Annotated in this window: 15 protein-coding genes; all 15 read left to right on the top strand. The window is 30.2% G+C overall.

Annotated features, from left to right (window positions below):
- Nucleotides 1-88: 88 nt before the first annotated feature.
- The 15 genes from ccoN to nifJ all read left to right on the top strand — a co-directional run bounded on the left by ccoN (nt 89) and on the right by nifJ (nt 17,564).
- On the top strand, nt 89-1,555 hold the full coding sequence (gene ccoN, locus L8W40_RS03050; RefSeq protein ID WP_039617631.1) for a cytochrome-c oxidase, cbb3-type subunit I: 1,467 nt from the start codon (nt 89-91) through the stop codon (nt 1,553-1,555).
- 11 nt (nt 1,556-1,566) lie between these two features.
- Nucleotides 1,567-2,232, top strand: coding sequence for a cytochrome-c oxidase, cbb3-type subunit II (ccoO, locus tag L8W40_RS03045; protein ID WP_133319396.1), 666 nt, complete (start codon nt 1,567-1,569; stop codon nt 2,230-2,232).
- An 8-nt stretch (nt 2,233-2,240) separates the two neighbouring features.
- A complete protein-coding gene (locus tag L8W40_RS03040; protein ID WP_263664632.1) occupies nt 2,241-2,444 on the top strand; it encodes a cytochrome c oxidase, cbb3-type, CcoQ subunit in 204 nt (67 codons plus the stop codon).
- Entirely contained in the window at nt 2,444-3,322 is an 879-nt protein-coding gene (gene ccoP, locus L8W40_RS03035; protein ID WP_133319394.1) for a cytochrome-c oxidase, cbb3-type subunit III, read from the top strand. The genes L8W40_RS03040 and ccoP overlap by 1 nt, the downstream gene beginning before the upstream one ends.
- Nucleotides 3,322-3,534, top strand: a complete 213-nt coding sequence (locus L8W40_RS03030) for a DUF4006 family protein (protein ID WP_133319393.1) — start codon at nt 3,322-3,324, stop codon at nt 3,532-3,534. The genes ccoP and L8W40_RS03030 overlap by 1 nt, the downstream gene beginning before the upstream one ends.
- Nucleotides 3,535-3,634: 100 nt before the next feature.
- A complete protein-coding gene (locus L8W40_RS03020) occupies nt 3,635-4,210 on the top strand; it encodes a hypothetical protein (RefSeq protein ID WP_261529512.1) in 576 nt (191 codons plus the stop codon).
- A 2-nt stretch (nt 4,211-4,212) separates the two neighbouring features.
- Nucleotides 4,213-4,725 carry a FixH family protein gene (locus tag L8W40_RS03015; protein WP_263664631.1) on the top strand — a complete coding sequence of 171 codons (513 nt, stop codon included), beginning with the start codon at nt 4,213-4,215 and terminating at the stop codon, nt 4,723-4,725.
- Nucleotides 4,725-7,112, top strand: a complete 2,388-nt coding sequence (locus L8W40_RS03010) for a PD-(D/E)XK nuclease family protein (RefSeq protein WP_263664630.1) — start codon at nt 4,725-4,727, stop codon at nt 7,110-7,112. Before L8W40_RS03015 ends, L8W40_RS03010 begins: the two co-directional genes overlap by 1 nt.
- Nucleotides 7,109-9,853 (top strand): RecB-like helicase, encoded by a 2,745-nt coding sequence (locus L8W40_RS03005; protein WP_263664629.1) that lies wholly within the window; start codon nt 7,109-7,111, stop codon nt 9,851-9,853. Before L8W40_RS03010 ends, L8W40_RS03005 begins: the two co-directional genes overlap by 4 nt.
- Before the next feature lie 98 nt (nt 9,854-9,951).
- A complete protein-coding gene (locus tag L8W40_RS03000; protein WP_263664628.1) occupies nt 9,952-11,043 on the top strand; it encodes a DUF4268 domain-containing protein in 1,092 nt (363 codons plus the stop codon).
- A 152-nt stretch (nt 11,044-11,195) separates the two neighbouring features.
- On the top strand, nt 11,196-11,621 hold the full coding sequence (gene rplM, locus L8W40_RS02995; protein ID WP_039617653.1) for a 50S ribosomal protein L13: 426 nt from the start codon (nt 11,196-11,198) through the stop codon (nt 11,619-11,621).
- Between the two features lie 2 nt (nt 11,622-11,623).
- On the top strand, nt 11,624-12,013 hold the full coding sequence (rpsI, locus tag L8W40_RS02990; RefSeq protein WP_039617655.1) for a 30S ribosomal protein S9: 390 nt from the start codon (nt 11,624-11,626) through the stop codon (nt 12,011-12,013).
- A 244-nt stretch (nt 12,014-12,257) separates the two neighbouring features.
- On the top strand, nt 12,258-13,244 hold the full coding sequence (locus L8W40_RS02985; protein ID WP_263664627.1) for an OmpA family protein: 987 nt from the start codon (nt 12,258-12,260) through the stop codon (nt 13,242-13,244).
- 3 nt (nt 13,245-13,247) lie between these two features.
- Nucleotides 13,248-13,892, top strand: coding sequence for an HAD family hydrolase (locus L8W40_RS02980; protein ID WP_263664626.1), 645 nt, complete (start codon nt 13,248-13,250; stop codon nt 13,890-13,892).
- A 117-nt stretch (nt 13,893-14,009) separates the two neighbouring features.
- Nucleotides 14,010-17,564: a pyruvate:ferredoxin (flavodoxin) oxidoreductase gene (gene nifJ / locus L8W40_RS02975; protein WP_133319384.1), complete on the top strand. Its 3,555-nt coding sequence runs from the start codon at nt 14,010-14,012 to the stop codon at nt 17,562-17,564.
- Nucleotide 17,565 lies beyond the last annotated feature (1 nt).

Genomic DNA, 17,565 nt, shown 5'->3' with positions numbered 1-17,565 from the left:
AATTAGACATAGTTTAAGCTAAAAAAGATATTAAGTATCGTATAATATAAAGATCGCATAATTGCAGAAAAAAACTTAAGGAGAGGAAATGCACCCAGGAAATGCATTAAACTATGACTATACGGTTGCTAAATATTTTATGTTTGCTACCTTATTGTTTGGTGTTATTGGTATGGCTATTGGAACGCTTATTGCCTTTCAGATGGCTTATCCGGATTTAAATTATTTAGCCGGTGAGTATGGTACTTTTTCAAGACTTAGACCATTGCACACTTCAGGTGTAATTTTTGGTTTTATGCTCTCAGGAATTTGGGCTACTTGGTATTATATTGGTCAGCGTGTGCTAAAAGTTAGTATGGCAGAATCAAGTTTTTTAATGTTCATTGGTAAATTGCATTTTTGGCTTTACATGATCACTATGATTATAGCTGTTATTACTTTGTTTGCAGGTGTTAGCACTTCAAAGGAATACGCAGAGCTTGAATGGCCACTTGATATATTGGTAGTTTTAGTTTGGGTTTTATGGGGTGTAAGTATTTTTGGGCTTATTGGAATTCGCCGTGAAAAAACTTTATATGTTTCACTTTGGTATTATATAGCTACTTTCCTAGGTATAGCAATGCTTTATTTATTTAACAATATGGCTGTGCCTACTTATTTTGTGAGTGGAATGGGTGATTGGTGGCATAGTGTTTCTATGTATGCAGGGACAAATGATGCATTAGTTCAATGGTGGTATGGACACAATGCAGTTGCATTTGTATTCACTGTTGGTATCATCGCTCAAATTTATTATTTTCTACCAAAAGAAAGTGGACAACCAATTTTCTCATACAAATTATCTTTATTTGCATTTTGGGGCTTAATGTTTGTTTATTTATGGGCAGGTGGACACCACTTGATTTATTCTACAGTGCCTGATTGGATGCAAACTATGGGTTCAGTTTTTTCAATCGTTCTTATTTTACCTTCTTGGGGTTCAGCAATTAATATCTTACTTACTATGAAAGGTGAGTGGAGTCAATTAAGAGAAAGTCCATTAATCAAATTTATGATTTTAGCTTCAACTTTCTATATGTTCTCAACTTTGGAAGGACCTATTCTTTCTATTAAATCAGTTAATGCATTAGCACACTTTACAGATTGGATTCCAGGACATGTTCATGATGGTACTTTAGGTTGGGTTGGCTTTATGACTATGGCTGCACTTTATCACATGGTGCCTAGAATGTTTAAAAGAGAATTATATAGTAAATCGCTAATGGAAGCTCAATTTTGGATCCAAACTACAGGTATAGTATTGTACTTTAGTTCTATGTGGATAGCAGGTATTACTCAAGGTATGATGTGGAGAGCTACAGATGAGTATGGTAACTTACTTTATACTTTCATTGATACTGTTGAAGCTATTATTCCTTATTATTGGATTAGAGCTGTAGGTGGCTTGTTGTACTTAGTAGGATTTTTCATGTTTGTTTATAATATTTATAAATCAATTTCAGTGGGTAGAGTGCTTGATAAAGAGCCAAAAAGTGCTTCACCTATGGCAGCATAAGGAGGAAAAATATGTTTAGTTGGTTAGAAAAAAATCCATTCTTTTTTGCTGTGGCAGTATTTATAGTGATCGCATATGCAGGTATTGTGGAAGTTTTACCTGATTTTGCTCAAAATGCAAGACCAATTGAAGGTAAAAAGCCTTATACGGTTTTACAACTTGCAGGACGCCATGCTTATATTAAAGAAAGTTGCAATGCATGTCATTCACAACTTATTCGTCCTTTTAAATCAGAAACAGATCGTTATGGTATGTATTCAGTTAGCGGTGAATATGCTTATGATAGACCATTTTTATGGGGTTCAAAAAGAACTGGACCTGATTTATTGCGTATAGGTAATTTTAGAACTACAGATTGGCATGAAAATCACATGTGGGATCCAGTTTCAGTTGTTCCTGGTTCTATTATGCCAGCTTACAAACATATGTTTAGCAATAATGCAAATATAGAAACAGCTTATGCAGAAGCACTAACTGTAAAAAAAGTTTTCAATGTTCCTTATGATGTTGAAAATGGTACAAAACTTGGTACTTGGGAAGAAGCTCAAGCAGAAGTTAAAGCAGAAGCCCAAGTTATAGTAGATCAAATGAAAAATCAAGATGTTAAAGATGCGTTTGCTAGAGGTGAAATTAGAGAAATTGTCGCTTTGATTGCGTATCTTAATAGTTTGAAATAGGAAAAATTATGGATTTAGAACTAATAAGAGAGTTGCAAGCTTATGGCTTTTTTGCCCTTGTAGTATTCTTAGTGGTAGTTTTGTATTCTTATTGGTTTCATTTGTATAGATCTGAAAAAACAGGTAGAAGAAACTATGAAAAATATGCTGATTTAGTATTACATGATGAAATTGGTGATCGTGTTTTAGAGCAAAATAAAAGGAGTGCTTAATGCAATGGTTGAACTTACAAGATAATGTTAATTTATTATCTTTTATTGGAGCAATTCTTATCATATTGATTACGCTTGTTGTGGTAGGAAAATTGTTTAAAAGTATGAAAGAAGAAAAAAGTCAGGGTGAGCTAAGTGAACATAGTTGGGATGGTATAGGTGAATATAAAAATCCTATACCACTTGGCTGGGCTGTGGTATTTTTCTTAGCTATAGTATGGTGTATATGGTATTTTCTTTGGGGGTATCCTTTAAATAGTTATTCTCAAATTGGTCAATATAATAAAGAAGTGCAAGCGCATAATGAGAAATTTGCACAAAAATTTGCAAATTTAAGCAATGAAGATAAGCAAGAAATGGGTAAAAATATCTTTTTAGTTCAATGCTCTTCTTGTCATGGTATTACAGGCGATGGTATCAATGGAAAAGCTCAAAATCTTAATGTTTGGGGTTCAGAAGAGGGACTTATAGAAGTAATTACTAAAGGTTCTAAGGGCTTAAATTATCCTATGGGTGAGATGTTAAGTGCAGCAGATAATGGTATAGATGAAGCTGATATTCCTGCAATTGCTGCTTATGTTGCTTCTGAAATTTCAGCAATTAAAAAAACTGAAAATCCTCAACTTGTAGCAAAAGGAAAAGAATTATTTGTCACTTGTACAGTATGTCATGGTGAAGATGGAAAAGGAACTATTGATGGTCAATTAGTGGCTCCAGATTTAACAAAATATGGTAGTGCAGAATTTGTAGTAGATGTTTTAAATCGTGGTAAAGCAGGTAGTATAGGTGTAATGCCTCATTTTAACAATGGCTTGTTAAATGAGCTTCAAAAAGAAGCAGTTGGCGAATATGTGATTTCTCTTTCAAGGGGCGAATAATGGAAAATTCAAACAGATGTGTATTTTCACTTTCAGGCGTTAGCGGAATGTTAATAGCAACTATTTTATTATTATCGATTTTAGCAGGATTAACTATTTTGGGTCTAAAAACACAACAAGATGTTATGCAAAAACCTTATAAAATAGAAAATGCAGAACAAATTAAAATGTTTGACTCTAAAAGAGAAGAACATATCATTATAAAGGAATGATTATGGCAAAAGTTCTTGAGTATTTAATTATAGCCGGTTTAGTTGTAGCGGCTGGAATCACTGCTTGGTCGGTTTTAACTGCAAATCATCTTTTTATAGGATGAAAAATATATTTAAAGGCGGTTTTTTAGCCGCCATTTTTATTTGTTTTGCTAATTTTTTACATGCTGAAATATTGTTAAATGATAATATCTTAAACACTGCGATAGAACAAAATATCACTACAAGTTCTAGACAAATTTATGAATTAACTGGAGTAAATATCGCTTTAGCATTAAGTGATAAAAAAGATTTTGAAAGTTTAAAAAATTATGAAGCTAATTTAAGTAAACCATATATTTTACTTGTATTTTCTAAAGCTTCACATAAGGTAGATATACTTGCAAGCGATGATGCTTTGGCTTTTTTTGATAAAGAAGGTGTTTTGAGTCCTTATCCTGAAAAAGGAACAATTTTACCTATACTTGCAAATCCTAAACAAAAAGATATTTATAATGCAGCTATTTTAAATGGTTATGCAGATATAGCCGATCAAGTAGCAAATTATTTTAATATAAAACCTTTTTATGGAAATTCAAATCGTGATACTTTAAATATCATGAGAATTTTAATCTATGGATTTTTATGTGTTGCAATTTTAATGCTAGTTCAAAGAAAAATCAAAAGGAGAAAATAAAAATGGAAAATAAGAAAACATTTTGGCCTTATGGTATTTTGATTTCTTTGGGGCTTATTGTTATAGCTTGTATTGTTACGATTTTTATTGCAAGCAAGGCTCCTGTGTATGAAGATAATTTTTATTTTGATTCTTATCAAAATGTAGAGTTAAATTATAATGAAATTCAAAACAGACAAAAGACTTTTGATGAAAATTTTAAGCTAAGCATTAAAGACAAAGAAAGCCTTATGCGTAAGAAAAATCAAGTTTATTATATCAATGAAGGGCAAAATGAGCTTAGGATTGCAATTGAAAATTTAAAAGATTATGATTTAAGTAAGCTTCAAATCCAAACTTTACTTTCGCGTCCACATACAAATGTAAATGATGAGAATTTGCAAGTAAGATTAGAAGGAAGTGATTTGGTGTTTGATTTTAATATCAAAGAAAAAGGTGTTTGGCAAATACTTTTAAAAATCACTCAAGATGAAAATAGTGTAGGATTTTTTAAATTCTTTTTACAAACTAGATAATGAAGCTTTTTGTATTTAGCTCACTAAGGGCTTTAAGAAAATATTATGAGAAAAAACTACAGATTGATAGTTTAGTAGAACCGGCTATGAGTATAGCTGAATTTATGCAAAAATTAGTTTTTTCTCCACATTTTCAAGCAACTCATTATGAGTGTTTGCTTTTGATGAAAAAGGCTTGCGAGCAAACTAAAAATTTAGAGCAAAGTTTAAAAATACCGAATAATTTTTTTGCTTTCTTAAAAAACAATGCTTATTTATTTAGTTTCTTTAAAGAGCTTAGTTTGGAAAAAAAAGATATCAACTCATTAAAATTTCATGATGCTTATGCTCAATATGATGAGCATTTGCAAATTTTAGAAGAGCTTTTTAAAAATTATCTTACTTTATTAAAAGAGCAAAATTTATATGATGATATTTCTTTGCCACTAGATTATGAAATTAATAGCGATTTTTTAAAAAATTATGATGAGATTATTTTTGATTTTCAAGGTTTTTTAAATGCCTTTGAAGTAGAGCTTTTGTTAAAAGTTAAGGAAACAATTCCTCTTAAAGTGCAGTTTAATTGCACTAAATTTAATAAAGATTTTTTAAATACTCTTAGCTTTTTACAAGGACTTTCTCTTAAGGCAAATTATGCTTATTTGTTTGATTTAAATCAAAAAACAATTTTAAAAGAAGAGTGCTTTTTTAAAGAAAGTAAAATTAGTTATAAAAGTTTTCATTTAAGATCTTTGCAAGCTGCTTTTGTTTTTGAAAAAATTAATTCTTTTTTAAAATCCGGTATAAGTGCAAAAGATATTGTAGTGATTACACCTGATGAGAATTTTGTAGATATTTTAAGACTTTATGATAAAAACAATGTTTTAAATTATGCAAGTGGAGAAAGTATTAAAAATACACTTTTTTATCATAGATTAAAGTCTTTGTATGAAAGTGCTAAAGATGATGAGTTTGAGTATGAAGAAAGTGAAGAATTTTATGAAAGGTGTAATTTAAACAAACATTTGTGTAATTTACACTTTTTTTCTTCTAGTGTTGATTTTACAGAGTTTAAAAATCTTTTTGATGAAAATATTTCTTATGATTTTTTTGAGAATTTTATTTTTAATTTGCTAGAAGATAGTGATGAGGAATTAAAAAATTATATACATCAAGAGCTTATTTTTATCAAAGAGCTTATAAAAACACACGAGTTAAGCTTTGTGCAAATTTTAGAATTATTTTTCATGCAAATTGATGGTATAAAATTAAGCAGTGTTGGTGGTGGTGAAGTTACTGTAATGGGGCTTTTAGAAAGTAGGGGACTTAGATATGACGGGGTGATTATAGTCGATTTTAATGATGAATTTATCCCAAAAAGAGTTTCAAGCGAGTTATTTTTAAATAATGAAATTCGCAAAAAAGCAGGACTTATCACTCATGCTCAAAGAGAAAATTTACAAAGACATTATTATTATACTTTAATAGCCAAGGCAAAATTAGTTGGAATTTCTTATGTGGAAAATGAAGAAAAAATCAAATCAAGATTTTTAAACGAACTTGAACTTCCATTTTATGAAGACAAGACTTATAGTAATAATGCTTATGTGAAATATTTTCAAACTTATCCATGTACTTTTAATCTTGAGCCTATTGTAAGTATTAAAGCAAAGCACGATTATTTTCAAAACGATCTTTCTTTTTCAAGATTTCATCTTCTTGTGCATTATGGTTTGGATTATTATTATAAATATGTTTTAAGATTAAAAGAGCCAAAGACTTTAGACGATACACTTAGAGCAAATGAGTTGGGGAGTTTTATCCATAAGGCTTTAGAACTTTATTATACACAAAAATCTAAAAATCATTTTGATTATGAAGTTTTTATGCAAGTGGTAAAAAGCATTAAACAATACCGAGTTGATGCGCTAAATTTAGCTTTAATACAAACTATATTTAAAGAATTCCAAACACTTGAAAATGAGCATTTTAAGCAAGGTTATGTGGTAGAAAAATGCGAATTTAATCCACCAAGAAAAGAATTTATTGCAGAAAATGGAGTGAAAATTCACGCCATAGGCTTTTTAGATAGAGTAGATAATAATGGCAATGAAAGATTGATTATAGATTATAAAAGTGGCAAGGCAGATGAAAAGTCTTATCAACTTGCTTTTTATAAGTTTTTATTAGAAAATCAAAATGCCTTATTAAATACAAAAGCTTGTTTTTATGATCTTAAAAATATCAAAATCATACATGAAAATGCTAAAAGCAAGAGCGTGCAAGAACTGAAAGATTTACTTAATGAACTTGCTAAAGAACCTTTGGAAAAAGAATTTTTTAATCAAAAAAACGACAATATTTACAGCCCTTATACTATGCTTTATAAAAAGGAGTTTAAGCTTTGAGTTATCATTTTGAACCTTTTTTAGCTTTGGAAGCTAGTGCAGGAAGTGGGAAAACTTTTGCATTAAGTGTACGTTTTGTAGCTTTGGTTTTAATGGGAGCTAAGATTAATGAAATTTTAGCCCTTACTTTTACTAATAAAGCTACAAGCGAAATGAAAGAAAGGGTTTTTAAAACTTTTTTAGAGTTTGATGTGCTTGAAAATGGAGAGAATAAAGCAGAGTGTAATGAGCTTATGAAAATGCTAGGTAAAAGCAAAGATGAGCTTATAGTTTTAAGAGAAAAATACAAAGATGAGTTTTTAAGATCTAAGCTTAATATCTACACTTTTGACAGCTTTTTTTCACAAATCATTCGCTCTTTTGCTTTAAATTTAGGTCTTATGAGTGATTTTGACATTATAGAAAGTCAAGATAGTTATAAAAATTTCATTTCTAAATTAGACAAAGAAGAATTAAGAGCTTTAGCTTATTACATTGTCCAAACAAAAAGTAAAAGTGATTTTTTGCAAAATCTTGAAAGCTTGTATGAAAGATCTTGTGAGATAAAATCTATACAAAATGCACATTTTCCAAATAAAACTTTTTTAGAAAAAAGCTTAAGTGAGTTTATAACTTATGCAAGAAATTTAAGCACAGATAAAAACTATCAAAAAAATTTCGAATTTGAAAACATAGAAGATTTCTTTACTAAACCTATTATTTGTGATTTAGATAAAAAATATTTTGTAAAAGTCATCGATAGTGAATTTTTACAAAAAAGAGCAGAGTTTTTACAAAGCGCAAAAGAGTATTTTACTCAAATGGAAAATTATCGCATTGGTATGCTTGCAAAGCTTTTGAAGCATTTTAAAGAAGCAAGAAATGAAAATAATGCTAAGCAAAATGCATTGACTTTTTCAGATATAGCTTTAAAAACTCATGAGTTAATTAGTGATGAAACTAACAAAGATTTGATTTATTTTAGACTTGATGGTTATATTTCGCATTTATTAATTGATGAATTTCAAGATACTAATGTTTTGCAGTATCAAATTTTAAAACCCATCATTGCTGAGCTTGTTTCAGGCGAGGGAGTGAAAAAAAACAGAAGCTTTTTTTATGTGGGGGATAAAAAGCAAAGCATATATGGTTTTAGAGGGGGTAAAAAAGAGCTTTTTGATAAGCTTTTAAAAGACTTTCCACAAATTAAATTAGAGCATTTAGATACTAATTATCGTAGTAAAAAGATCATTGTTGATTATGTAAATGAAGTCTTTAAAGATAAATTTTTTGATAGCTTTTTAAATCCTAGCTTTACTTTGCAAAAAAGCATTAAAGAAGGTGGATATGTGGAAGTTTTGCAAAATCATATCCCACCAAAAAGTTCTTTACATGAAGCAAGTGGCAAAGAAGTTTTAAAGATCATCCAAAAGCTTTTAGAAAAAGGCGTAAAGCTCAGTGAAATTTGCATTTTGGTGTGGATTAACAAAGACGCTACTTTAATGAAAGAATTTCTTGAAGAAAATGACATTAAAGCTTATACGCAAAGCAATGTAGCTTTGATAGATTGTATTAGTGTAAGAGTGCTTTTTGAGTATGCAAAGGCTTGTGTGCTTAAAGATGAGTTTAGTTTGTACTTTGCAAGTAGTATTTTAGAAAAAGAACTTGAGTTTATAACGCTTGATTTAAACCGCAGTGTAGGTGAGATTTTAAAATACCTAGTACATGTTTTAAAACTTGATTTAAGCGATGTTAATCTCATTGCATATTTAGAGTATGCAAGTACTTTTGATAATTTTTTTGATTTTTTATTTGCTCCATGCGAGTTAAAGTCTTTACAAGCTCAAGATGATGGAGTAAGTATTATGACCGTGCATAAATCTAAGGGGCTTGAATTTGAAAATTTAATCGTACTTGATAGACTTAGTAAAAAAGCTCCGGATAATGAAACTTTAATGTTTGAGTATGATTTAGAGCAAGGTTGGGAAGTAAAATACCGACACAGTGCTAGAAAATATCTTGAAGATCAAAATTACAATGCCTTTTTAGCTAAAAGAGAAAAACTTCAAGCAGAAGATGAGATAAATTGTCTATATGTAGCCCTTACTAGAGCTAAAAACTCTCTTTCTATCATAAAAAATGATGAGAGTTTTAAAACCTTTAAGAGTTATTTTCAAGACTATGAAGAAAAACAAATAGGCATTATAGAAGAACAGCTTGTCAAAACAAAAGAGCCTTTAGAAAATTTAGAACAAATAGAGAGCTTTGAAGAATTTCAAAAGGTAAATTTGCAAGAAGTTAAAGTAAAAAGTCATCTTTCAAGCACGCAAATACATTTTGGTTTGGCTTTACATGAGTTTTTGCAATATTTTGACTTTAACGCTAAAAGTAATTTTGAATTTTGCAAGCAAATAGTGTATAAAAAATATCGTTTTTACTTAGATGATGAAGGTTTTAATGAGCTTTTTAAAAGACTTACTATGCTTTTAAAAGATGAGAGCTTTAACGCGCTTTTAGTGGGTAAAAAGCTACTAAAAGAGCAAATCATCACTTATAAAGGTGAGCAAAAACAGCTTGATATGCTTGCATTTGATGATAATGAAGCTATCATTATAGACTATAAAACGGGTTTAAATTTAAACGAGCATAAAAAGCAAGTTTTACTTTACAAAGAAGCCATAGAAAAAATCTTAGCCAAGACTTCCACTAAGGCTTTTTTGGTATATGTTTTAAAGGATAAAGTGGAGATAGCGGAGGTTTAGAAAAAACACATAATCCTAATTATTAAATAGAATGTATTGCAAAATATTAAATATTTTTATTTATATGAAATAGATAAAAATTTTCATGAGGGTGTAAAATGTATAAAATAAATAAATTAGAAAATTCCATAACAAAATTAGCTGAAAAGACTTTTAAAGAATTAGAATTTACAGAAAGGAAACATTTGCAAGAATGGATAGCTAAAAATCCTAGTTGTTTGGGCGAGGATTTGCTTGTTATTCAAAAAGAATTTGATGATTTTGATGGTACAAAAGAAAGATTTGATTTATTGGCTTTGGATAAAGAAGGAAATTTAGTCATTATAGAAAATAAACTAGATGATAGTGGAAAAGATGTTACTTGGCAAGCTGTTAAATACGCTTCTTATTGTTCTACTTTTTCTAAAAGTGATATAGAAAGAATTTATATAGAATATATAAAAAATGAAAATTATAAAGAAAAATTATGTGATTTTTTTGGTATAGAAAATTATGATGATGTAAAAATAGAAAATCAACAACAGCGCATTATTTTGGTAGCAGCAAATTTTAGAAAAGAAGTAACTTCAGCAGTTTTATGGCTTATAAATCAAGGTTTATATATACAATGTTTCAAAGTTACTCCATACGAATTTAATCAAGAATGTTTTTTAAATGTAGAACAAATTATACCTATAAAAGAAGCACAAGATTATATAATTAAAATGGCAAAGAAAGAACAAGAACAAAATTTAATTAACAATTCTGAAAAACAAAGACACATTATAAGATTAAAATTTTGGAATAAATTATTAAACAAAATTAAAGAAGAAAATTTTGAATTGTTTTCAAATATAAGTCCATCAAAGGATAATTGGATAGCAGCTAGAAGTGGTTTTGGTTTTTGTCAATATGGATTTATTTTTAATAAAGATTGTGCGAGAATAGAGCTTTATATAGATAGTAAAGATAAGGATAAAAATAAAATTATATTTGACAAACTTAAAGAAAATGAAAAAGAAATAAACAATACTTTTGAAAATTTAATATGGGAAAGGCTTGATGAAAAAAGAGCTTGTAGAATTAAATTTGAAAAAGAATACGATAGCTATGATGAAGCAAATTGGAATGAGATAATAGATTTTATGATAGAAAATATGAAAAAATTTGAAATTGTTATGAAACCTTATATACAGAAAATTAAATTATAGAATTATAAGTTAAATTATACAATTGAATTTCTATAAAAACTGATGGTTAAATAATTAGTATTATTAAGCTTTAAATATTCTTAAATTAAGTATTAATTAAGCTAAAATAATTATAATCTCATTTTAAAAAAATTTTTGGCAAAGGTAAGATGATGACAAAGATAACAAAGCCAAACGAAGTAAAACGCGAATGGATCGTTTTAGACGCTGAAGGAAAGCGTTTTGGTCGTCTTTTAACAGAAGTAGCGACTATTTTAAGAGGTAAAAATAAACCTTGCTATACTCCAAATGTTGATTGTGGAGATTATGTAATCATTATCAATGCTTCTAAAGCAGTTTTCACAGGTGCAAATAAAGCAGAAGATAAACTATACCACAGACATTCAGGGTATTTTGGAAGCGTAAAAAGCGAAAAATTTGGTGATTTATTAGAAAAAAATCCAGTTAAATTATATAAATTAGCAGTTCGTGGTATGCTACCTAAAACAAACCTAGGTAGAGCTATGCTTAAAAAATTAAAAATTTATGCAGGTAGCGAACATCCTCATACTGCTCAAATTGCTAATAAAGGAAAATAATCATGGCAACAACATACGCAACAGGTAAAAGAAAAACCGCTGTAGCTAAAGTTTGGGTAAAAGCTGGTAGTGGTAAAATCATCGTTAATGGTATGGATTTAAACACTTGGCTTGGCGGACATGAAGCTATAAAATTAAAAGTAGTTCAACCTTTATTAGTAACTAAGCAAGAAACTTCTATGGACATTAAAGCAACAACTTTAGGCGGTGGTTACAGTGCTCAAGCTGAAGCTTTAAGACATGGTATTTCAAGAGCTTTAGCTGCTATGGATGCAGATTTTAGAGCATTATTAAAACCAAAAGGACTTCTTACTAGAGATAGCAGAACTGTTGAGCGTAAAAAATACGGTCGTAGAAAAGCAAGAAGAAGCCCACAATTCTCTAAACGCTAATATTTTTTGGATCCATTTTGGATCCATTTTCTCTATTTTTTTAAAAAAATCATATTTTTTTTCATATATTTTTATTTTATTTAAAATCAAAGGATTTTTTGTTTAGAATAAATATTTATAATTCCAAGGTCCGATCAGGGAAACCTCCTTTTTGTAGTAAATTTAAGCCCCTTACCCAAAGGGGCTTATTTTATTTTAATCTTCTTTTTTATATAATCGCTCAATTTATTTTATAAGGATTGTTATGAAAAAAATTATAAGCTTAGTTAGTTTAGCTAGTGTTTTATTTGCTTTTGATGCTAGCAAAATAGAAATAACCCCGACCTTTAACTATACAACACCAGAAGGAAATTTAGATCTTAAAAATTATGGTGGAGTTGGCTTAAGATTTGGCTATCACTATGATGATTTATGGATAGATCAAGCTGAATTTGGTTTAGAGTATTATGATAATGCAAAATATAATAATCCAAATGATAATACACATACAGATACTAGTGTTTCAAGATTTTATATGAATGCTATTAAAGGAATTGATTTAGCTAATCATGTGTATTTATATGGATTGTTAGGAACAGGTTATGAATATTTAAGTCATGGGGCTTATGAAAATAAAAGTGGTATGTTTGCTCAATATGGTGCGGGTTTTAAATTCGCACTTGGAGAAGATTTAGCTTTAAGACTTGAAGCAAGAGATCAAATTAAATTCAACAATGGCGAACATAATTTAATTTCTAGTGTTGGTTTAAGTTTTTATTTTGGCAATAAAGCTCCAAAAACTCCTAATGTTGAAACAAAACAAATTGAAGAAAAGCCACAAGTAAAACAAATCGATAAAACATGTTCAGAACCAAGAAAAGGTGCTTTGCTTGATCATATAGGTTGTGAAAAAACAATAGCCCTTGAGGGACATTTTGGTTTTGATCAGACTAATATAAATCCAGAATTTGCTCAAAAAATTCAAGAAGTGGGTAAGATCTTAGAAGAAAATCCTCAATACTATACTATTTTAGAAGGCCATACAGATAGTACAGGTCCTAAGGCTTATAATCAAAAATTATCATTAGAGCGTGCTAATGCCGTAGCGAAGGAACTTGAAAAAACAGGTGTTGCTAAAGAAAAAATTGTAACTAAAGGCTATGGTTTTGAAAAGCCAAAAGCAAGCAATGATACCAAAGAAGGTCGTGCGCAAAATAGACGCGTTGAAGCAAAATTTTTTATTAAAGAATAAATTTTGCTAAAAAAGACAATTTTATTTGATTTAGATGGCACTTTGATAGATTCTACAAGTGCCATTTTAGATGGATTTGATGCTGCTTTTAAAGCTTTTAATGAGCCTTTAAGAGATCATGAAGCTATTAAGGCTTTGATAGGTTTTCCTTTGGATGTAGCTTTTGAAAAGCTTGGTGTGGCAAAAGAGAAAACAAGTGAATATATTAATGCTTATAGAAATGTATATCAAAAAATCTATATAGAACAAACTTCTTTACTTCCTTTGGCAAAAGAAAGTGTATATGAGGCTAGTTTATTTGCTGATTTAGCTGTTGTTACGACTAAAAGTTCTAAATTTTCTAAACCTTTGCTTGATCATTTAGGTATAGGGGAGTATTTTAAAGTTATTATAGGTAGAGACGATGTGACTTGTCCAAAGCCAGATGCTGAGCCTATTTTATTAGCTTTGAAGAAACTTTCTAAAAACAAAGAAAATGCTTTTATGGTAGGTGATACTCATTTAGATATAAAAGCTGCTCAAAATGCCAATATTATTCCTGTGGCTGTAAGTAGTGGTTATGAAAGTAAAGAAAGTTTAGCTAAATTTGAAATTCCGCTTTTTAAAAATACCTATGAAGCCATAAAATATATAAGAGATATCCGATAATTTCCCATTTAAACTCTATACCTATAAATAATAAAAAATTTTTATTATTGTTTAAGACAATTAAAGATAAAGTAGTTATTGACTTTAAGTAATTATTTAATTATAAGGATAGATTAAATGAGTAAAATAATGAAAACGATGGATGGTAATGAAGCAGCAGCTTACGCTGCTTATGCATTTACAGAGGTTGCTGGAATTTATCCTATCACTCCAAGCTCTCCTATGGCTGATTATACTGACATATGGGCTTCTCAAGGCAAAAAAAATCTTTTTGGAGTGCCAGTTAAAGTTGTAGAAATGCAAAGTGAAGCAGGTGCAGCAGGGACAGTTCATGGGTCTTTACAAGCAGGTTCTTTAACCACGACTTATACCGCTTCTCAAGGACTTTTGCTAAAAATACCAAATATGTATAAAATTGCAGGTCAACTTTTGCCTGGAGTAATTCATGTGGCAGCTAGAGCTTTAGCATCTCAAGCGCTATCTATTTTTGGAGATCATCAAGATATTTATGCTGCAAGACAAACAGGTTTTGCTATGCTTTGTTCGCATTCTGTGCAAGAAAGTATGGATTTAGCAGGTGTTGCACACCTAGCAGCTATTAAAGGTAGAGTGCCTTTTATGCATTTTTTTGATGGTTTTAGAACCTCTCATGAAATCCAAAAAATTGAAGTAATGGATTATGCACATTTTGATCGCTTATTGGATCGTAAGGCTTTATTGGAATTTAGAAATTCCTGTCTAAATCCAGAAAATCCAAAAACAAGAGGTACGGCTCAAAATGATGATATTTATTTTCAAACAAGAGAGTTGGCAAATAAATATTATGAAGCTGTTCCTGATATTGTTAATGAATATATGCAAGAAATTTCAAAAATTACAGGAAGAGAATACAGACCTTTTGTGTATTATGGGGATAAAAATGCAACGCGTGTTGTTGTAGCAATGGGTTCAGTGACTGAAGCTTTAAAAGAAGTTGTAGATTATTTGAGTAGCAAAGGTGAAAAAGTAGGGGTTTTAAAAGTTCATTTATATAGACCATTTAGTTTAAAATATTTATTTGATGTAATGCCTCAAAGTGTTGAAAAAATTGCTGTTTTAGATAGAACTAAAGAGCCAGGAAGTTTAGGCGAGCCACTTTATTTGGATTTAAAAAGTGCATATTATGGAAAAGAAAAAGCACCTTTAATCGTTGGTGGTAGATATGGACTTTCTTCAAAAGATGTGGATCCTGCTCAGTTAATAGCAGTTTTTGAAAATCTAAATCAAGCAAACCCAAAAGATGGTTTCACCATAGGAATTAATGATGATGTAACCTTTACCTCATTGCCTGTGGGAGAGAAAATTTCTTTGGGTGATGAAAGTACTATAGAGTGTTTATTTTATGGACTTGGTGCCGATGGCACTGTAGGTGCAAATAAAAACTCTATTAAAATTATAGGAGATAAAACAGATTTTTACGCGCAAGCTTATTTTGCTTATGATTCTAAAAAATCAGGTGGTTACACAAGAAGCCATTTAAGATTTTCTAAAAAACCTATTACTTCAACTTATTTAGTTTCTACGCCACATTTCGTAGCATGCTCAGTGGCTGCGTATTTAGAAATTTATGATGTTTTAGCAGGTATTAGAAAAGGAGGAACTTTCCTTTTAAATAGTATTTGGAGTGCGCAAGAAACTATTGAAAAAATTCCAAATGCGGTAAAAAGAGTTTTAGCGCAAAAGGAAATTAATTTTTATATCATTAATGCTACAAAACTTGCTAGAGAGATAGGACTAGGTAGTAGAACAAACACGATTATGCAATCAGCATTTTTCAAACTTGCTAATATCATTCCTTTTGAAGATGCGCAAAAATATATGAAAGAATTAGCTTATAAATCATATAGTAAAAAAGGTGATGCTATAGTTGAAATGAATTATAAAGCTATTGATGTAGGTGCAGATGGACTTGTAAAAGTTGATATTGATCCTTCTTGGGTAAATTTAGCTAATGAAGCAAAAGAAGAAACTATAGCTTATAAAGGTACTGAGTTTGTTGAAAAAATCGCAAAACCTATGAATGCAGCTAAGGGTGATGATTTACCAGTTTCGGCATTTTTGGGCTATGAAGATGGTAGTTTTGAGCATGGTACTACTGAGTATGAAAAAAGAGGCGTTGGTGTTATGGTGCCAAGATGGATAGAAACTAATTGTATTCAGTGTAATCAATGTGCTTCAGTATGCCCTCATGCAGTTATCAGACCTTTCTTGATTGATGAAGAAGAATTAAACAATGCTCCAGCAGGTGTAAAAGAGCACAGCTTAAATGCAAAAGGCGTGAAAGAACAAAAATTAAATTTCAAAATTCAAGTTTCGCCGCTTGATTGTACAGGTTGTGAGCTTTGTGTGCATGAGTGTCCTACCAAAGAAAAATCTTTAGTGATGGTACCACTAGGTGAAGAGCTTGATCATGGTGAGCAAGAAAATGCAGATTATTTATTCAAAAAAGTAAGTTATAAAGATAATATTTTAAATAGAGAAAATACCAAAGGCATCCAATTTGCTCAACCTTTATTTGAATTTCATGGAGCATGTCCAGGGTGTGGAGAAACTCCTTATATTACTTTAATTACTAGATTATTTGGTGAAAGAATGATTGTTGCTAATGCAACGGGTTGTAGTTCTATTTATGGTGGCTCAGCTCCTTCAACTCCATATAGAAAAAGCAATAAAAATGGTCATGGACCTGCTTGGGGCAATTCTTTATTTGAAGATAATGCTGAATTTGGTCTTGGTATGAAAATAGCAACTGAAACTACAAGACATAAAATAGAACACATAATGAATGAAAGTATGCAAGAAGTACCTAACGCACTTTCTGCATTATATAAAGAGTGGATTGCAAATAAAGAAGATTCTAAAGTTTCTTTGGAATTAAGAGATAAATTAGTTCCATTGTTAGAAGAAAATAAGCAAATCAAAGCAGTTAATGATATTTTAGAACTTAAAAGCTATTTAAGTAAAAAATCACATTGGATTTTTGGTGGTGATGGCTGGGCTTATGATATAGGTTATGGTGGACTTGATCATGTTTTGGCAAGCGGTGAGAATGTAAATATTTTAGTGCTTGATACTGAAGTGTATTCTAACACAGGTGGTCAGAGCTCAAAATCTTCAAGAACGGGTTCAGTAGCACAGTTTGCTGCAGCAGGTAAGCCAGTACAGAAAAAAGATCTTGGTCAAATTGCTATGACTTATGGTTATATTTTTGTGGCTCAAGTAAATTCTAATGCAAATTATGCACAATTGTTAAAAGCTGTAATGGCGGCAGAAGCTTATGATGGACCTTCTTTGATTATTGCTTATTCTCCTTGTATAGCTCATGGTATTAAAGGTGGACTTGGAAATTCAGGAAATCAAGCAGAGTTAGCTACAAAATGTGGATATTGGCCAACTTATATTTATGATCCGCGTTTAGAAGCTGAAGGTAAAAATCCTTTAACAATTTCTTCAAAAGAACCTGATTGGGATTTATATGAAAGCTTTTTAATGAATGAAGTTCGTTATAATTCTTTGAAAAAATCAAATCCTGAGCAAGCAAAAGAATTATTTGAAAAAAATAAAGCAGAGGCACAACGTCGTTACAGACAGCTTAAGCGTTTAGCAAGTGCTGATTTTAGCAATGAAAATTAAT

Origin of the sequence: Campylobacter sp. IFREMER_LSEM_CL1846, assembly GCF_025772105.1 — a bacterium.
Classification (GTDB): Bacteria; Campylobacterota; Campylobacteria; order Campylobacterales; family Campylobacteraceae; genus Campylobacter_D; species Campylobacter_D lari_D.
The sequence above is the reverse complement of the archived record's forward strand: the minus strand, read 5'-3'. Positions and strand labels throughout refer to the sequence as shown.

What these genes read in the sequence shown, in the direction of transcription:
- L8W40_RS03000 (WP_263664628.1), top strand. Translation starts at nt 9,952, where the DNA reads ATGTATAAAATAAATAAATTAGAAAATTCCATAACAAAATTAGCTGAA.
- L8W40_RS03015 (WP_263664631.1), top strand. Translation starts at nt 4,213, where the DNA reads ATGGAAAATAAGAAAACATTTTGGCCTTATGGTATTTTGATTTCTTTG.
- L8W40_RS02985 (WP_263664627.1), top strand. Translation starts at nt 12,258, where the DNA reads ATGAAAAAAATTATAAGCTTAGTTAGTTTAGCTAGTGTTTTATTTGCT.
- L8W40_RS03010 (WP_263664630.1), top strand. Translation starts at nt 4,725, where the DNA reads ATGAAGCTTTTTGTATTTAGCTCACTAAGGGCTTTAAGAAAATATTAT.
- rpsI (WP_039617655.1), top strand. Translation starts at nt 11,624, where the DNA reads ATGGCAACAACATACGCAACAGGTAAAAGAAAAACCGCTGTAGCTAAA.
- ccoN (WP_039617631.1), top strand. Translation starts at nt 89, where the DNA reads ATGCACCCAGGAAATGCATTAAACTATGACTATACGGTTGCTAAATAT.
- L8W40_RS03020 (WP_261529512.1), top strand. Translation starts at nt 3,635, where the DNA reads ATGAAAAATATATTTAAAGGCGGTTTTTTAGCCGCCATTTTTATTTGT.
- nifJ (WP_133319384.1), top strand. Translation starts at nt 14,010, where the DNA reads ATGAGTAAAATAATGAAAACGATGGATGGTAATGAAGCAGCAGCTTAC.
- rplM (WP_039617653.1), top strand. Translation starts at nt 11,196, where the DNA reads ATGACAAAGATAACAAAGCCAAACGAAGTAAAACGCGAATGGATCGTT.
- L8W40_RS03030 (WP_133319393.1), top strand. Translation starts at nt 3,322, where the DNA reads ATGGAAAATTCAAACAGATGTGTATTTTCACTTTCAGGCGTTAGCGGA.
- L8W40_RS03040 (WP_263664632.1), top strand. Translation starts at nt 2,241, where the DNA reads ATGGATTTAGAACTAATAAGAGAGTTGCAAGCTTATGGCTTTTTTGCC.
- ccoP (WP_133319394.1), top strand. Translation starts at nt 2,444, where the DNA reads ATGCAATGGTTGAACTTACAAGATAATGTTAATTTATTATCTTTTATT.
- ccoO (WP_133319396.1), top strand. Translation starts at nt 1,567, where the DNA reads ATGTTTAGTTGGTTAGAAAAAAATCCATTCTTTTTTGCTGTGGCAGTA.